This window comes from Clostridium amazonense (assembly GCF_056431285.1).
The window spans coordinates 175,189-190,081 of the sequence record NZ_JBWKMH010000010.1 but is presented as its reverse complement, the minus strand read 5'-3'; the positions used below and the strand labels follow the sequence as shown (position 1 = coordinate 190,081).

Annotated in this window: 17 protein-coding genes and 1 riboswitch; of the genes, 7 read left to right on the top strand and 10 right to left on the bottom strand. The window is 28.1% G+C overall.

Features of this window, described 5'->3' with window-relative positions:
- Positions 1 to 169: 169 nt before the first annotated feature.
- From atoD to AC07E4_RS05325, 3 genes are read left to right on the top strand one after another with little or no spacing between them, the layout of a single operon-like run.
- On the top strand, positions 170 to 823 hold the full coding sequence (gene atoD, locus AC07E4_RS05335) for an acetate CoA-transferase subunit alpha (protein WP_040330636.1): 654 nt from the start codon (positions 170 to 172) through the stop codon (positions 821 to 823).
- Positions 824 to 825: 2 nt separating this feature from the next.
- Positions 826 to 1,485 carry a 3-oxoacid CoA-transferase subunit B gene (locus tag AC07E4_RS05330; protein WP_242838458.1) on the top strand — a complete coding sequence of 220 codons (660 nt, stop codon included), beginning with the start codon at positions 826 to 828 and terminating at the stop codon, positions 1,483 to 1,485.
- 7 nt (positions 1,486 to 1,492) lie between these two features.
- Positions 1,493 to 1,786: a late competence development ComFB family protein gene (locus tag AC07E4_RS05325; RefSeq protein ID WP_040330638.1), complete on the top strand. Its 294-nt coding sequence runs from the start codon at positions 1,493 to 1,495 to the stop codon at positions 1,784 to 1,786.
- A 71-nt stretch (positions 1,787 to 1,857) separates the two neighbouring features.
- Here AC07E4_RS05325 and feoB read toward each other — a convergent pair whose 3' ends face one another.
- Together feoB and AC07E4_RS05315 are read right to left on the bottom strand one after the other, a co-directional pair.
- Complete coding sequence (gene feoB / locus AC07E4_RS05320) at positions 1,858 to 3,978, bottom strand: ferrous iron transport protein B (protein ID WP_478215885.1); 2,121 nt, start codon at positions 3,976 to 3,978, stop codon at positions 1,858 to 1,860.
- Between the two features lie 15 nt (positions 3,979 to 3,993).
- A complete protein-coding gene (locus AC07E4_RS05315) occupies positions 3,994 to 4,236 on the bottom strand; it encodes a FeoA family protein (protein ID WP_040330640.1) in 243 nt (80 codons plus the stop codon).
- Positions 4,237 to 4,496: 260 nt separating this feature from the next.
- Between AC07E4_RS05315 and AC07E4_RS05310 the strand changes: the two genes are divergently transcribed.
- The 3 genes from AC07E4_RS05310 to AC07E4_RS05300 all read left to right on the top strand — a co-directional run bounded on the left by AC07E4_RS05310 (position 4,497) and on the right by AC07E4_RS05300 (position 6,289).
- The gene (locus AC07E4_RS05310; protein ID WP_074432744.1) at positions 4,497 to 4,673 is read left to right on the top strand and encodes a DUF1540 domain-containing protein; all 177 of its coding nucleotides are present in this window, start codon (positions 4,497 to 4,499) and stop codon (positions 4,671 to 4,673) included.
- Positions 4,674 to 5,123: 450 nt separating this feature from the next.
- Positions 5,124 to 5,390, top strand: coding sequence for a hypothetical protein (locus AC07E4_RS05305; RefSeq protein WP_040330642.1), 267 nt, complete (start codon positions 5,124 to 5,126; stop codon positions 5,388 to 5,390).
- A 23-nt stretch (positions 5,391 to 5,413) separates the two neighbouring features.
- The gene (locus tag AC07E4_RS05300) at positions 5,414 to 6,289 is read left to right on the top strand and encodes a polysaccharide deacetylase family protein (RefSeq protein WP_478215884.1); all 876 of its coding nucleotides are present in this window, start codon (positions 5,414 to 5,416) and stop codon (positions 6,287 to 6,289) included.
- A 56-nt stretch (positions 6,290 to 6,345) separates the two neighbouring features.
- Here AC07E4_RS05300 and AC07E4_RS05295 read toward each other — a convergent pair whose 3' ends face one another.
- Positions 6,346 to 6,627, bottom strand: a complete 282-nt coding sequence (locus tag AC07E4_RS05295) for a cysteine-rich small domain-containing protein (RefSeq protein WP_040330644.1) — start codon at positions 6,625 to 6,627, stop codon at positions 6,346 to 6,348.
- Between the two features lie 87 nt (positions 6,628 to 6,714).
- Positions 6,715 to 7,572 (bottom strand): YitT family protein, encoded by an 858-nt coding sequence (locus AC07E4_RS05290; RefSeq protein ID WP_040330646.1) that lies wholly within the window; start codon positions 7,570 to 7,572, stop codon positions 6,715 to 6,717.
- Between the two features lie 720 nt (positions 7,573 to 8,292).
- Positions 8,293 to 8,474: riboswitch (cobalamin riboswitch) on the bottom strand.
- A 209-nt stretch (positions 8,475 to 8,683) separates the two neighbouring features.
- On the opposite strand from AC07E4_RS05290, the gene AC07E4_RS05285 reads away from it, so the two are divergent.
- Positions 8,684 to 8,827, top strand: coding sequence for a hypothetical protein (locus AC07E4_RS05285; RefSeq protein ID WP_158644519.1), 144 nt, complete (start codon positions 8,684 to 8,686; stop codon positions 8,825 to 8,827).
- 52 nt (positions 8,828 to 8,879) lie between these two features.
- On the opposite strand, the gene AC07E4_RS05280 is transcribed toward AC07E4_RS05285, so the two are convergent.
- The 6 genes from AC07E4_RS05280 to prdA all read right to left on the bottom strand — a co-directional run bounded on the left by AC07E4_RS05280 (position 8,880) and on the right by prdA (position 14,747).
- A complete protein-coding gene (locus AC07E4_RS05280; RefSeq protein ID WP_040330647.1) occupies positions 8,880 to 9,887 on the bottom strand; it encodes a proline racemase in 1,008 nt (335 codons plus the stop codon).
- Between the two features lie 4 nt (positions 9,888 to 9,891).
- Positions 9,892 to 10,362, bottom strand: a complete 471-nt coding sequence (locus AC07E4_RS05275; protein WP_430829028.1) for a glycine/sarcosine/betaine reductase component B subunit — start codon at positions 10,360 to 10,362, stop codon at positions 9,892 to 9,894.
- Between the two features lie 41 nt (positions 10,363 to 10,403).
- On the bottom strand, positions 10,404 to 11,162 hold the full coding sequence (gene prdD / locus AC07E4_RS05270) for a proline reductase cluster protein PrdD (protein WP_478215883.1): 759 nt from the start codon (positions 11,160 to 11,162) through the stop codon (positions 10,404 to 10,406).
- A gap of 484 nt (positions 11,163 to 11,646) precedes the next feature.
- Positions 11,647 to 12,372 (bottom strand): D-proline reductase (dithiol) protein PrdB, encoded by a 726-nt coding sequence (prdB, locus tag AC07E4_RS05265; RefSeq protein WP_081771077.1) that lies wholly within the window; start codon positions 12,370 to 12,372, stop codon positions 11,647 to 11,649.
- Positions 12,365 to 12,631 carry a CBO2463/CBO2479 domain-containing protein gene (locus tag AC07E4_RS05260; protein ID WP_040330652.1) on the bottom strand — a complete coding sequence of 89 codons (267 nt, stop codon included), beginning with the start codon at positions 12,629 to 12,631 and terminating at the stop codon, positions 12,365 to 12,367. The genes prdB and AC07E4_RS05260 overlap by 8 nt, the downstream gene beginning before the upstream one ends.
- Positions 12,632 to 12,659: 28 nt before the next feature.
- The gene (prdA, locus tag AC07E4_RS05255; protein ID WP_478215882.1) at positions 12,660 to 14,747 is read right to left on the bottom strand and encodes a D-proline reductase (dithiol) proprotein PrdA; all 2,088 of its coding nucleotides are present in this window, start codon (positions 14,745 to 14,747) and stop codon (positions 12,660 to 12,662) included.
- Positions 14,748 to 14,893 lie beyond the last annotated feature (146 nt).

Here is a 14,893-nt window from a genome sequence, read left to right as displayed (position 1 = left end):
ATTTATTAAGTATAGTTTAAAAATAATAAATTTTCTATAAATTTATTATTTTATACTTATGTCAAAATATATTTATATATTTTGATTTTACTTAATGCACCTAACATAACAATTAATACTCTAATCTATTGTTTTGAAGATGCTTAGTAAAAATTTGGAGGTATGTGTTATGAACAAAATTGTTAACATTGAGGAAGCAATTTCTCATATTAAAGACGGCATGACTGTAATGATTGGTGGCTTCTTAGCTGCTGGTACACCTGAAAAATTAGTTGATGCTCTAGTTGAAAAAGGGGTAAAAGATTTAACTATCATCGCTAATGATACTGGATATCCTGATAAAGGAATTGGTAAATTAGTTGTTAATAAGCAAGTAAAGAAAGTTATTGCTTCTCATATCGGAACTAATCCTGAAACTGGAAGACTAATGAACACAAAGGAAATGGAAGTAGAACTTAATCCTCAAGGTACATTAGCTGAAAGAATTAGATGTGGTGGTGCTGGTCTTGGTGGTTTCTTGACTGAGACTGGTCTTGGAACTATAATTGAAGACGGTAAACAAAAGCTTACTGTTAACGGAAAAGAATATTTACTTGAGCTTCCTTTAAAAGCAGACATCGCTTTATTATTCGGTTCTAAAGTAGATGAAAAAGGTAATATTTATTACCATGAAGCTACTAGGAACTTTAATCCTTTAATAGCAACAGCTGCTGATACTGTAATCGTAGAGGCAGAAACTCTTGTTAAAGCAGGAGAATTAGACCCTAACATAGTTGTTACACCTGGTCTTTTTGTTGACTACATCGTAAAGGGGGATAAATAATCATGGATAAGAGTATGATGAGAGAAATTATAGCAAAAAGAGTTGCTAAAGAACTTAAAGATGGAGACGTAGTAAATCTTGGAATAGGACTTCCAACTCTTGTTGCAAATTATATACCTGAAGGAGTTGACATAACTCTACAATCTGAAAATGGATTCGTAGGAATAGGTTCTTCTCCTGAAGAAGGCAAAGAAGATAAGGACTTAATAAATGCAGGCGGACAATTTGTTACTGTAGTTCCTGGTGCTGCATTCTTTGATAGTTCAATGTCTTTCTCTATAATAAGAGGTGGACATGTTGATGCAACTATCCTTGGAGCACTAGAAGTAGACCAAGAAGGAAATCTTGCTAACTGGATGATTCCTGGCAAAATGGTTCCTGGTATGGGTGGAGCTATGGATTTAGTTGTTGGTGCAAAAAAAGTTATCGTATCAATGGAACATACTGCTAAAGGAAGACCAAAAATATTAAAAAAATGTACTTTACCTTTAACTGCAGCTCATCAAGTAAATTTAATAATAACTGAAATGGCAGTTATGGAAGTTACTAAAGATGGTCTTGTTTTAAGAGAACTTGGACCTGAAGCTACTATTGAGGATGTTAAAAATGCTACATTAGCAGATTTAATCATTCCTGATGATGTTAAGAAAATGGACATCTAAAGTTTAAATGTGTTCTACTTTAAACTCAAGAAATCTTGGTGTTTTTAATGTAGCTGAAATTATTGTAAGCAGTTTACTAAATAAACTTTTAGAGGATTATAAAGATATATGTAAATGTGAAAAATGTATAAATGATATGCTGGCATTGTCACTCAATAATGTTAAACCCCATTATGTGACTTCCGATTCAGGGGCTGTATATGCAAAAGTTGCATTTCAAGTAAACCCACAAGAACTTGCTACTCTTACATGTACTGTAATGCAAGCTATAGAAAAAGTTTCTTCTAATCCTCATCATTAAATTTTTATATTTCATGTGTTAGTATAAAAAAGGACTGATAACTCAGTCCTTTTTATTGTCATTATGACATCCTATGCAAAAATTCTATATATAGTTGCTGTTAAAAAACATACTATTATAGCAACTATGGTAGGCATAATAAATGAAAACCATGCCCATTTCCTGCTTCCTGTTTCTTTTTTTATAGTTAATATAGTTGTTGCACACGGAAAGTGTAATAATGAAAATAACATGGTATTTAAAAGTGTTAAATAAGTCCATCCATTATTAACCAGAACATTTTTCAACATATCTAAACTTGTAAAATCTGTCATAACCCCATTAGATAAATATCCCATTATTAATATTGGTAGTACTATTTCATTGGCAGGAAGTCCTAATATAAATGCCATTAATATATATCCATCTAACCCAATCGCTTTTGCAAATGGATCTAAAAAACTGGCTATATGCGCAACTAAGCTCATATCACCTATCATAACATTACTTAGCACATATATTATTATGCCAGCTGGTGCAGCTACTTTTATAGCCCTAACTAAAACAAATATAGTTCTATCTATAATTGAAGTATATATAACTCTTCCTATTTGTGGTTTTCTATAAGGTGGTAGTTCTAATGTGAATGATGATGGCATTCCTTTTAATATCGTTTTTGATAATATATATGAAACTACTAATGTTATAACTATTCCTAAAACTACTAATAGCATTACCATAAGTGCTGCTAACATAGAATCAGCTGTACTAGATGCAAAAGTTCCACCTACAAATATCATAGATAATGCTATAAGTGTTGGAAATCTTCCATTACAGGGTACAAAACAATTTGTCAAAATAGCAACAAGCCGTTCTCTTGGCGAATCTATTATTCTAGCAGCTATAACACCTGCTGCATTACAACCAAATCCCATACACATTGTTAATACTTGTTTTCCATGACAATGTGCTTTTTTAAAAGCTTTATCAAGATTAAAACAAATCCTTGGTAAATACCCACTATCTTCAAGCAAAGTGAATATTGGAAAAAATATTGCCATTGGTGGTAACATTACCGAAATTACCCATGCAACTGTTTTGTATAATCCTAACACTAATATATTTTTAAGCCATAAAGGTGAACCTATATAATTAAATAGTTGTAATAATTTTACCTCTAAAGAGTCAAACATAGACGCAAGTAATGCTGATGGATAATTTGCTCCTTGAATAGTTAACCATAAAATTATAGTTAAAAATATTAACATAACTGGTATTCCTGTTTTTTTTGATGTTAATATATTATCTATTTTTTGTTGCTCCAATATTTTATTTCCACTTTTTTCAACTACTTTATTAGAAATTTCAAAGCATTCATTGTATATCTTTTTTGCTATATCATCTCTTATTTTTGAGTTTGATTTTATAAAACATTCAACTTCATTACTTAAGTCTTTATCCTCTATATAAAAACTTTCATCTACATACTTTCTTATTGAATTTATTATTGTCTTATCACCATCTAACAATCTTAATGCTATCCATCTATAATTTAATTCATTATACTTTTTAGATAAAATTAATTCTAATCTTTCTACTTCTTTTTCTATAAAATCATCATATTGAATTTTAAAATTATTATTGTTTTCCTTTTTACTATATTCATAAATTGCTTCTTTTAATTCATTGATACCTTTTCCATTTCTTGCTGAAGTAGATACTACTGGTACCTTCAAAATTTCTGATAACTTCTCTATATTAACAGTTATATTTTTCTTTTTAGCCTCATCCATTAAATTTACACATACCAAAACATTAGAAGTTATCTCCATTATTTGCAACAATAAATTTAAATTTCTTTCTAAACATGTTGCATCTAAAACTACTACTACTAAATCTGCTTCTCCAAAACATATATAATCTCTTGCCACTTCTTCTTCTGCTGATGTAGCAAGTAATGAATATGTTCCTGGCAAATCTACTAATATAAATTCATCTTTCTTATAGTTAAAATTTCCTTGAAAATTTACTACTGTCTTTCCTGGCCAATTTCCTGTATGCTGATGCAATCCGGTAAGACTATTGAATACTGTACTTTTCCCAGTATTAGGATTTCCTGCTAATGCAATCACAAATTGATTTTCTTTTGTTTTTTCTACTATTTTAATATCTTGTAAGCTTTCCTTTTTAGTTGAACTAAATGTTAACCCCATTTCACACCTCTATAATCATTGCTTCTTATATACTATTATTTTTTCACTTTCTTCTTTTCTAAGCGCTATACAAGTATCTCTAATAAAATATGCTCTTGGCTCACCAAGTGGAGAATCTCTTAACACAAATATAGTTGTATCTGGAACAAATCCTAAATCTAGAAGCCTTTGTTTATTAAGTCCAGTAGATAATATTTCTTTTATAATTACTTCATCACCAATATCTGTATCACTTAATTTTATTATTTTTTCCTCCATTTTTTTCTCCTTTTTTTAGTATTTCTCTAATATATATTATGTTTTTTTCTTTTATAAGTGATTATTTTACATAATTGTATTTTTTTATTTTTATTAACCAAAATTTATGCAACATATAAAATTTTATAATTGCCATACTATTTGTGTAAGGATTTTGATAACAAATTTATTATCAAAATTATTAAATTAATTTAGCGCTAAATTATTAAATTAAATATCTGTGATAAAAAAATATTTATATTATTAAGGAGGATTTTAAAATGTCAGCAAATAAAAGTATAGGATGTACTGTAAATCAATGTAAACATCACGATGGAAGTGAAAACTATTGTACATTAACACAAATAAATGTTAGTACTCATGAGTCTAATCCTACACAAATAGAATGTACAGATTGTGCTAGTTTTGAAAAAAAATCTTGTTGTTGTTCACACTAATAATATTTAAAATACTAAATAGTATTTTAATTTATAATTAGTGTAAATATCATGGTAAAAATTTAATTGTTCATTAAAAATATCAAGCCTAATTTTAAATTAGGCTTGATATTTTACATTGTAACTTCTTTGTAAAAAAAGATTACCTTTTTTATTTTATAATTTAAAGTGTAGATTTATCATATATTTTATATATATATACTTTATATTATTTTATATAAGATTCCAAAGTTTATATTCAAAATTATTAAATTTAAACCTTGGATACTACAAGCGAGACTAGCTCAAAAGCATATTAAAATTAACAACTTTTTTTAACAAGTATATTTATATCTAAAAATAATTTTAAACTTGAGCTTATTTCCATATACATATTTGATTTAATTTATATAAAATATTTTCATCTTACTAATTAAATCTATAATCTAATTTACATAAGGAGATTTCTAAATGACAAAATCATCACGTAATAGAAAATTAATTTACAAAAAACAAATTCATTCTATAATTTTATTAAGTGTTTTACTAATAATTTCTGTATTTTTTTCTTTTTTCACATCAAATAAAATTAAGAATTATACAACAAAAGTGGACTTGCTTAATAAAGATGTAAATGTCCTAAATGACGATATTTCTAAATTAAAAGAAGAAAACTCAAAGCTTAATGAAAACAAAAAAACTATCGATGAAAAATTAAAAACTTTTCTATCTAATTAATTTATTTAGGGGGACATTTTACAATGAATTCTAAAAGAAATTCTTTTATAATAAAATCTTTACTCGGACTTATTTTAGTTGTTTTTTTTATAAATATATATTTTACATCTCAACTATTTTTTAATAAATCTAAATATAAAACTTTAGAAAGCAATATAGAAAGCATTCAAACCGAAAAGACTAAATTGTTATCTGAAAATGAAAAGCTAAAAAATGAGATATCCCAAAATGAAGCTAAAATAAATGAAGTAATTAAAACTTCAAAAAGAGCATATTTAACTTTTGATGACGGTCCATCTAATCATACATTAAAAATCTTAGATATACTTGATAAATATAATATAAAAGCTACTTTCTTTGTTAATAAAAAAGACAATATGGATAATATATATAAAGAAATTAGTGATCGTGGACATGTTATAGCTAATCATACAGCTACTCATAATTATAAAAAAATATACAAAAATCAAGATAACTTTATTGCGGATGTAAAAGCATTAGATGACTTTATTGAAAATATAACAGGAAAAAAACCTTCTAAAATTCTTAGATTTCCTGGTGGTTCTAACAATTTAGTAAATAAATCTTATAATAACAATGCTAACTTTATGCCTGATCTAGCTCAGAAAATGACTGATCTTGGATATACCTTCTTTGATTGGAACATTGATTCAACTGATGCTGCTGCTTTTAGACAAAAAAAGGATATCATCGTTAAAAGTATTTTAAATAATACTCCTTCAGTAAATACAGCCAATATATTAATGCATGATTTAGATCCAAAAGATACTACTGTAAATGCGTTGCCAGAAATAATTGAAGGTTTAAAATCACAAGGTTTTATATTTGATAGTTTATCTCATGATTCAGTTAAAATTCAATTTACTAAAGTTAATTAAAATAAAAAAGATTGTGTTTCAATATAAGTTTAGTTACTTTGAAACACAATCTTTTTCTATTCTTCTTCTTTTTTCTTTTTAAAGAAGTCATCTACTCTTTTATTATTAACGTCCACTATTTTCTTAACTATATAATCATATCCATTTTCTGAATGTGGTATCATACAATTACTACAATCTTTTATTCCACTTATATTTTTGTTATTTCCCCCACAATCTTCTAAAAAGTATAATGGACAATAACAAAATAAGCAATTAAAATTACTATCATCCTTTACTTTATGACATGGAAAATACTCACAATCTTTATGCTGAAAAAATTTATAATTTGTAGTCATTTTTTATTCTCCCCCTATAAACAATAATTAAATCTTACTTTTTTATTGTAACACTGACAAGAGAAATAATCTAATATAATTATGTTATTAAATTGCCGCCTTCAAAAAGCCATTTCCTTGAACATCTAATGCCTCTGAAACTGATATTAATGATTTTTCATCAATTTCCTTTATAAGTTTTTGAACTTTATTTAATTCATTTTCTGTTACCACACAATAGATAACCTTTCTTTTTATACCAGTATATGCACCTTCTCCATAAAGAAAAGTTGTTCCTCTTCCTATTTTATCCATTATCTGTTTTGATACTAACTCTTCCTTTTCAGTAACAATCATTAGTATTTTCTTATTGTTGAACATATTAATTACTTTATCAATAACTATAGATTTAATATACATTAATGCCATTGTGTATAGTGTTACTTCTAAACTTGTTACAACAATACCTAAAACAACAATTACTCCATTTAATGCAAAATATAAAGTAGACATTTTTGCTCCATTTTTTCTCCTAATTATTATAGCTATAATATCCGTTCCGCCTTGTGATGCACCCTGCCTAAAGATTATCCCCATTCCTATTCCACTAATCACAGCTCCGAATAATGTTGCAATAACTATATCTTCTACTATTAAACCATTAACTAAATTTTTAGTTGCTATCAATGCACCTGACATTGAAATCATTCCCATAAAACTTAAAAATATAAATTCTTTGTCTTTCAAAAATTTATACCCTATTATAAACAGAGGTAAATTTATTATGAAGACCCAATATCCTGAAGATACATCTGTTATATACTGAAGTATTAGTGATATGCCTGCAATCCCTCCACTTAAAAGCTTATTTGGTGAAATAAATACATTTATTGCTATAGCATAAATTATACTACCAATTATAATTTTTACTATTTTTAATAGCAATTCTTTCTTTGATGTTTTCATCTTTTGATTCCTCCCTTTTATTTATAAAAATATACTTTTAAGTAAAAATTTTACATTATAGTGTATATTTATTTTCCTTTTTATGTTATTATAAAAGTAATTTAATATGTAAATTAAATTTGCATTATGCTTTAGTTTTATTTAAGATTTAATTCACTGCAATTATTTAATAAACTTCTTCGTTTATTAAATTTAATGTTGATATTTTATAATAAACTCCAATGTTTATCATATTAAATCTCAAATATATTCGGGAGCTAAAGCATAATGCTTGATATATTTTATATTACACCTAAAGTCTGAACTAAATTCGAGGACTTTTTAATTTTTAAATAATATAAGCAAATTATTATTTTGGGTTAATATTTCAAGAACATTCATATTTATACCTTTAAGTGTAATCATAAATCTTTATATAAATACTATGCTTCAGCCGTGAGTTAAAATTAAGGACTTTTTTAATATAAGCAAACTATTATTATTCTTTTAAGGTTAACTCTAATTTTTTATACACGGGAATACTTAGGCTGAAGCATAATAACTAGCTAGCACTTTTCGATATGGACTCATCATAAGGAAGATATAATTTATATGATTTCAAAATAAAAAGCCTCCGCATCTGCGAAGGCTTTTTTATATTAAATGTATATAATATTCCACTCTAAAAATATATGAACTTCAAATTCATATGTCTTCTCAATGGTATACACTTCCCTCCGAAGCTCCATGCTATTTTAGGCAGGTCTCCTGACTCACGCGTCATCCTAAGCCATCCTTCCCAGAAATCAATCCAGTGGATATTACGGCTTCGTCTTCGTATACAGTAGCGGGGGCTGTAGTGGATTTTAACCACTTTCCCTATTAAACCTTAAAAATAAGGTACCTAAAACCAATTATTAAATTTTCTCGACAAACATATTGTATCAGTATTCTAAATATATTTCAACTTATTTTAACAAATAATTTTTATTTTTTAAATCTTCTACTATATTTTATAATATTTCTTTAAATATAAGTTTAACTAACCTGTTATATTTTTATGGCAAATTTATTGTAATGTATATATATTTTTTAAAATATATGTATGTATTTTCAACAAGGAGGCATAAATATGAACTTCATAAAAAACTTAAACTATGAAAAACTATGTAAAATTGATATTGCATTGAAAAAAATCTTAAATGTAGTATTTTTAATTTTTATTATAGTAACAGTAATTAATTTTCTTAGAATTTTATTTTTTAACTTTAATTAATGTAAAAAGGGATAATAAAAATATACTTATTACCCCTTTTATATAAAAAAACTTAATCTAATTTAAATCCATATTTTACAGGATCACTTTCATCTATAACAAAATGATTAAATCCTGTTACATATGCACTTGCTGTTATTTCTGGAATTACAGCATCTATATCTCCAACTTTAGTTGTTCCTAAAACTTTTCCTCTAAACATTGTTCCTAGTATACTTTCATAAACAAACTCTTCATTTTCTTTTAATAATCCTTTAGCATAAAGTGTAGCCATTTTTGCACTTGTTCCCGTTCCACATGGTGATCTATCTATTTGTCCTGCTCCAAATACTACTACATTTTGTAATGTCGCTTTTGGATTTTTAGCAGGTCCATAAATTTCTACTAAATCTGCTGTTTTTATATGTTCTAATGTTGGATGTTTTATTTCTATAGTACTGTTTACTATATCTCTTATTTGCAATCCTATTTCAGTAATTTTATTAGAATTTTTAGCGTCAATCTCTATTCCTAAATCAGCAGCCTTAACTAAAATAAAAAAGCTTCCACCAAAAGCTATATCTACTGTAACTTCACCAATTTGTGGTAGATTTATTTTTACATCTTGTTTATACAAAAATGCTGGTACATTTTCTATAGATGTTTCAACAGCTTTTCCATCTTCAACTTTAACTTTTGCTTTTATAAGTCCAGCTGGTGCTTCTAATACAATATTTGTATATGGCTCTGTAACTTCAACCATTCCTGTTTCTACTGCAACAGTTGCTGCTCCAATAGATCCATGTCCACACATATTTAGGTATCCACCACCATCCATGAAAATTATTCCTAAATCAGCATCACTTCTAGTTGGTTGTGTAATTATTGAACCAAACATATCTTTATGTCCTCTTGGTTCAAGCATAATTGCCGTTCTTAGGTTATCCATATGTTCCTCTAAATATGTCTTTTTCTCTGGCATAGTTTTTCCTGGAATTCTTGGCACTCCCCCTACAACTATACGTGTTGGTTCTCCCATTGTATGTGAATCTATGGCTTGAATAGATCTTGCTATTTTCATTTTTTTATTCCCCCATCTTTCTCATTTTTAACTTTAAAAATGCTAATGCCTTTTTTGCATCCAAAGTTGTTATATTGTTTTCTCCTACAATCTCTGTCTCAATTCCCTCTTTAGATTTATTAAAATCAACTATTGTATCCATATATCTATTGGTAACTACAAATTGTCCTTGAGTTCCTACAAAACTCATGCCTACAACTGGAATATTTCGTTTTCCTATTTCTTCAATGGTATTAGAAAAATCAACATGACTATTTCCCCATCCATCTACTGAAATTATCACTCCATCAGCTCTCATAGCTTCAGCCAATGTAGCCACTCTTTTTCCTACAAACATTTTTTCATTATTACTTTGAGGTGTACCCACTATAACTATTCCCATTAAATCAGTATCTAAATCCTTATCAACTAAATCAACAAGTGGATCTCTAAAATGATGTAATGTTGTTTCTTTGGTTGATGGTCCTACACCCATTTTTAATCCCTCCACACCTTATTAAAAAGATTCCGAAAATTTTAATGCATAGCTCTTAACGCACCATCCCTGTATTCATTAGGTGTCAATATAACTGGTACATTTCCCATATCAATTATTGAATGAGTTCCCATAGCTCCACCTGGTTCACTCGCTAATAATCCTGTGTCATACATTGCACCTTGTCCTGCAACTTGCTTTACAATTAAAACTTTCTTCTGATTCTTTCTTACCTTGTCATAATACTCATGTCTTTCATTACAGTTATTTCCATTAAGCTTTTTAAGCACTTCTCTTATTTCTTGAACTATTAAGTCACAACTTTTATGAATTTCTGTTATTGCTTCCCTCTTTACTCCCATACCTGTATTTAAAACTAAATTAAATTGTAATATAATATCATCCTTTGAAGGTGTTCCTGCTCTATCAAAAATTACTTGTTCCTTTAATATTCCCTCTGAACTTCCAAACTCTGCAATCTGTACATCATTTTCATCTTTACCATTAATCATAACTGTAACTCCAGTTAATACATGAGTTATCCCCTCTCCTATTTCACCTAAAACTTTAGTTGCTATAGGCTCAAAGTCTAGTATGGAATTAACAAAAATATTTCTTTCATTTGGATTTATAATATTAACTTCTAAACACTTTATAAAATCTTTGTTATATTTATTTAAAGCTATATTATTTTTAATATATAAAGTTCTACCATCAATTCTAGTATCATCAGAAAACTTTATACTTTCAATATGAAAAGTTTTAATAACTAATTTTCTTAATTCTATAACTTCGTCCATACTATACTCCTTTAAAAACAATTTAATTTTTTACTATAGGGTTCCAAATTTAAAGTAATGTCTTTCTCAAATGATACTACTAATCTTACAATTTATTTCTATATTTATATTTGGAATCAGTTTACAATTGACAGTTATGGTTAATATTACTCATTTCACTCCTAATATTTAAAATAGAAACACCTAAAAACTACGTTTTTATATTGTTTTCCACTAATTTGCTCTGCAAATTATTATAAAATTTCATTTTAAAAAACTGATTTTAAAAAACTGAAACGTCAGTTTTATCCTTCATTGTTAATTGTTAATTTTTTATAGCACTTTCTCAACTGAAACATGAATAACTTAAAGTTTCAACTTGTATTCCTATATGTAGTTACTATTTTTATTTTGTTAAATTTTATACAATCCTAATTAAAAGTATAATCTACACTAAAATATATAAATTAACATATTTAGTAATAGATTATACTTAAAACTCAAACTATACTTTTGCTATATATTCATATGGTAAAGATATAACCTTTCCAGGACTATCTATCTCTACTAATTTAGTTAATGTATCTTTTAAAATACCTAATTGCATTTCTTTGTTGTGTGGTTGACCTGCATTTGCTCCCATTGGTACAAGTGGTGCTACCGCTCTTGGTGTACCTGTTTGTTTTACAACTGGTGGTAATGCAGCTATACATATCGTAGGAATCCCTGATTCCTCTATCGCTCTTTGTACTAATACAGCAGAACGATGACAAGTTCCTCATCCAGCAGTTAATACTACAGCATCTACCCCTTCATCTTTTAAGATTTTAGCTATAGCTGGACCTGTTTCATGCTTAAATTTTTCTTGGTTTCCGCCACCGCCCATAAATCCTATGTGAGTTGGTGCTATCTCTTTTATAAATCCTTCTTTTTGTAATTCCCTTAATCTATCTATTGGAAACATACAGTTTATATCTTTATTTACATCAGCATTATCATATCCACCATGTGATACCATTAAATCTTCTGTTTTTACATCTCCTGGTATAGTTCTAAAAGTGAAATCTCCTGCTAAATTAAATCTTTTATCACTTTTTAAATGTACTCCTGCAGCTGTTGCAAAAGCAATTTTCATATCTTTTAATTCTTTAGTTACCGGCGCCCACACTGGTGGTGGTGTTATAGGTACAAATATTTCTGACTGTAAATTTTTAACTACAGTTTTATCCATTATTTTGTCCTTCCTTTCTATTCTTTCTATCTATATTGCTTACATACTTTTCATTAGGCTCCTCTTTTAATACTTCTAAGAAACTCATATTAAAGCCTACTTCTTGTCCTAATTGTAGAGGATAGTCTGTTATAAGCATTCTCATAGGTACCTTCATATATCCAAGTCTACCTTTCAAATCTATAGCTACTGCTCCATCTTGTATCTCAACTATTATTCCTTGCATTTCTATAATCTTATCGCCATATTTCATATCTATATCCTCTTTTCACAAATAGATTTAAATATTATTTTGTAGAATATTTTTCTAATCTTTTTTGACTCATTGGTATTGAAGTCTCATTTAAAGCTCTATCTATTTTTATATCACAGCTTTTTTCTATTTCTTCTAAATTATTTGCTTTAACATTTGGATTCCATTTTCTTTCTGCTTTTTTAACTTCTTCTCCATGCATTGCTGATTTAAGCATTCCTAAAGCTCTTAATGCATCTTCTTTACATAAAGTATTACATCCTAAAACTTCATTTTCAATTCCAGCTTCTGATTTGTTGTTATCAACCATGTATTTCATGTATTTATTTCCAACAACTAGAGCTCCTTGAACTGCACAGAATGACATACCAACGCATGGAACATCTCTCATACCAATTTGTTCAATATGTGATGCAAAATCTATGTGGTTATTACCAAAACCTTCTGTTGTAACTACTGCACCATCTACATCCATAAATTCAACGATCATTCCAAGTCTTTCAGAAACATAGAATTTTTCAGCATTTATTTGTGGTGACCCAACAAAAATAACTCCTGCTAAATCTATATTTTCATCATTCATAGCTTCTGTTACAAGTGGTTCTCTCCAGTAGTGTCTTGAACACTCTTTAGATGCAGGTCCTATACAAGTTAATGCGTGAATACCACCATCTAAAACTTCAAGTGGAGATAACATAACTGGAACGTTTCCAAGGTCAACATTTGGTTTTCCCCCTAAAACACCTACTGGTTCTTGTGGTAATATTAAGTTATCATGCATTGCACCTTGTCCCATTATTTCTTTAACAATAACAACTTTTTTCTTACCTGGTCTTCTATATTCAACTAACTCTTCTGTATCTACAACTAAGATTTCGTCTGCAACTTTTAGTGCATTTCTTATTTCTTGTGTTATAAAATCAGTTGCTCTATGTGCAGCTAATGGACCTGGTCTTTCCATGTTCATTCCTCTAGCTATAACAACTTCTGATTTTATAAATATATCTCCTTTGTCTGGAGCACCTGGTCTGTTCCAAAGAATATTTTCATCTAAGATTCCCTCTGAAGAACCAAATTCACCAATTTGAACTCCATCAACATCTGTTCCTGTAACCATAACTATTACTCCATCTAAAGTTCTAGTTACTCCATTACCTACCTTAGCTTCTCCTTCTTTAGTTGCTATTGGTTGAACGTCCATAATTGTTTCTGAATATGTATGATACTTATCTGGTGTTATTATTTCAATTTTTATTGATTTAACTAAATCGCTTTCATTTACTGCATCATCACATATATTTTCTCTTATATATAATGTTGTTCCATCTATTTTAGTTTCTTTTCCAAATTCAACTTTCTCTATTTTAAAATGTTTCTTAGTTAAGCTTCTTACAGCTCTAGGCTCTAATACAGCTTTCTTTTCTTCTTTATTTTCAACTTTTAAATCATTAATTTTTTCTTCTTTTATTACTTCTTTTGCTACTGAATTTGATACTGTTCCAGCCATTAGAGGAACTTCTATATCAATACCTTTTCCTTCAGCAATTTTTATTTTTAATACTCCATTGCTTACAGAAGAAACTATTGTTTGTTCTGCAGAACATTCTTCTTCATAACCTTCAACTATATTTTTACATACTGTACTTAATGCTGGAGTATCTACTTTTAAAACTTTTCCTATAGCTTCTTTCACTGTTAATACACTATCATCTAATTTTATAAGTAATGAATCTTCTAATTGTCCAAAGTACATAGGGTTTTCTAAATCACTTAATTTTATAGTGTCTCCAGCTTTTTTATTTAATTTTAAAACAGCCTTAGCATTTTCATCTATTGAAACTTCTTTTTCTTCTACTGATCCTTCAATTTTTTTAGCACCTTCTACTAAATCAGGTGTTATTGGAGTTAATGAATCTATAGTTTTTAAAAGTTTTGCACCTATAACTTCTCCAACTTTTAAATTATTGCTTGGAATATTTAACAATCCTGAATCAACCATATCTGGGAATATATCTGGATCTTCCAGGTTATCTGCTGAAATTATAGTTCCAGCTTCTGTTCTACAACATACAACAGCCGCTTCATTTTTTAAAGCTTCTGCATGTTCTTTGCTCATTGACATAATTCTTCCTCCTACTATATACATGTTATCTAAATCTATAGGGTTACAAGTTGAAATTTAAAATAATAAATTTATCAATTGATACTACTAATCTTACAGCTTATTTTATTATCATGTTTGGAATCAATTAACAATGATGAATTAAT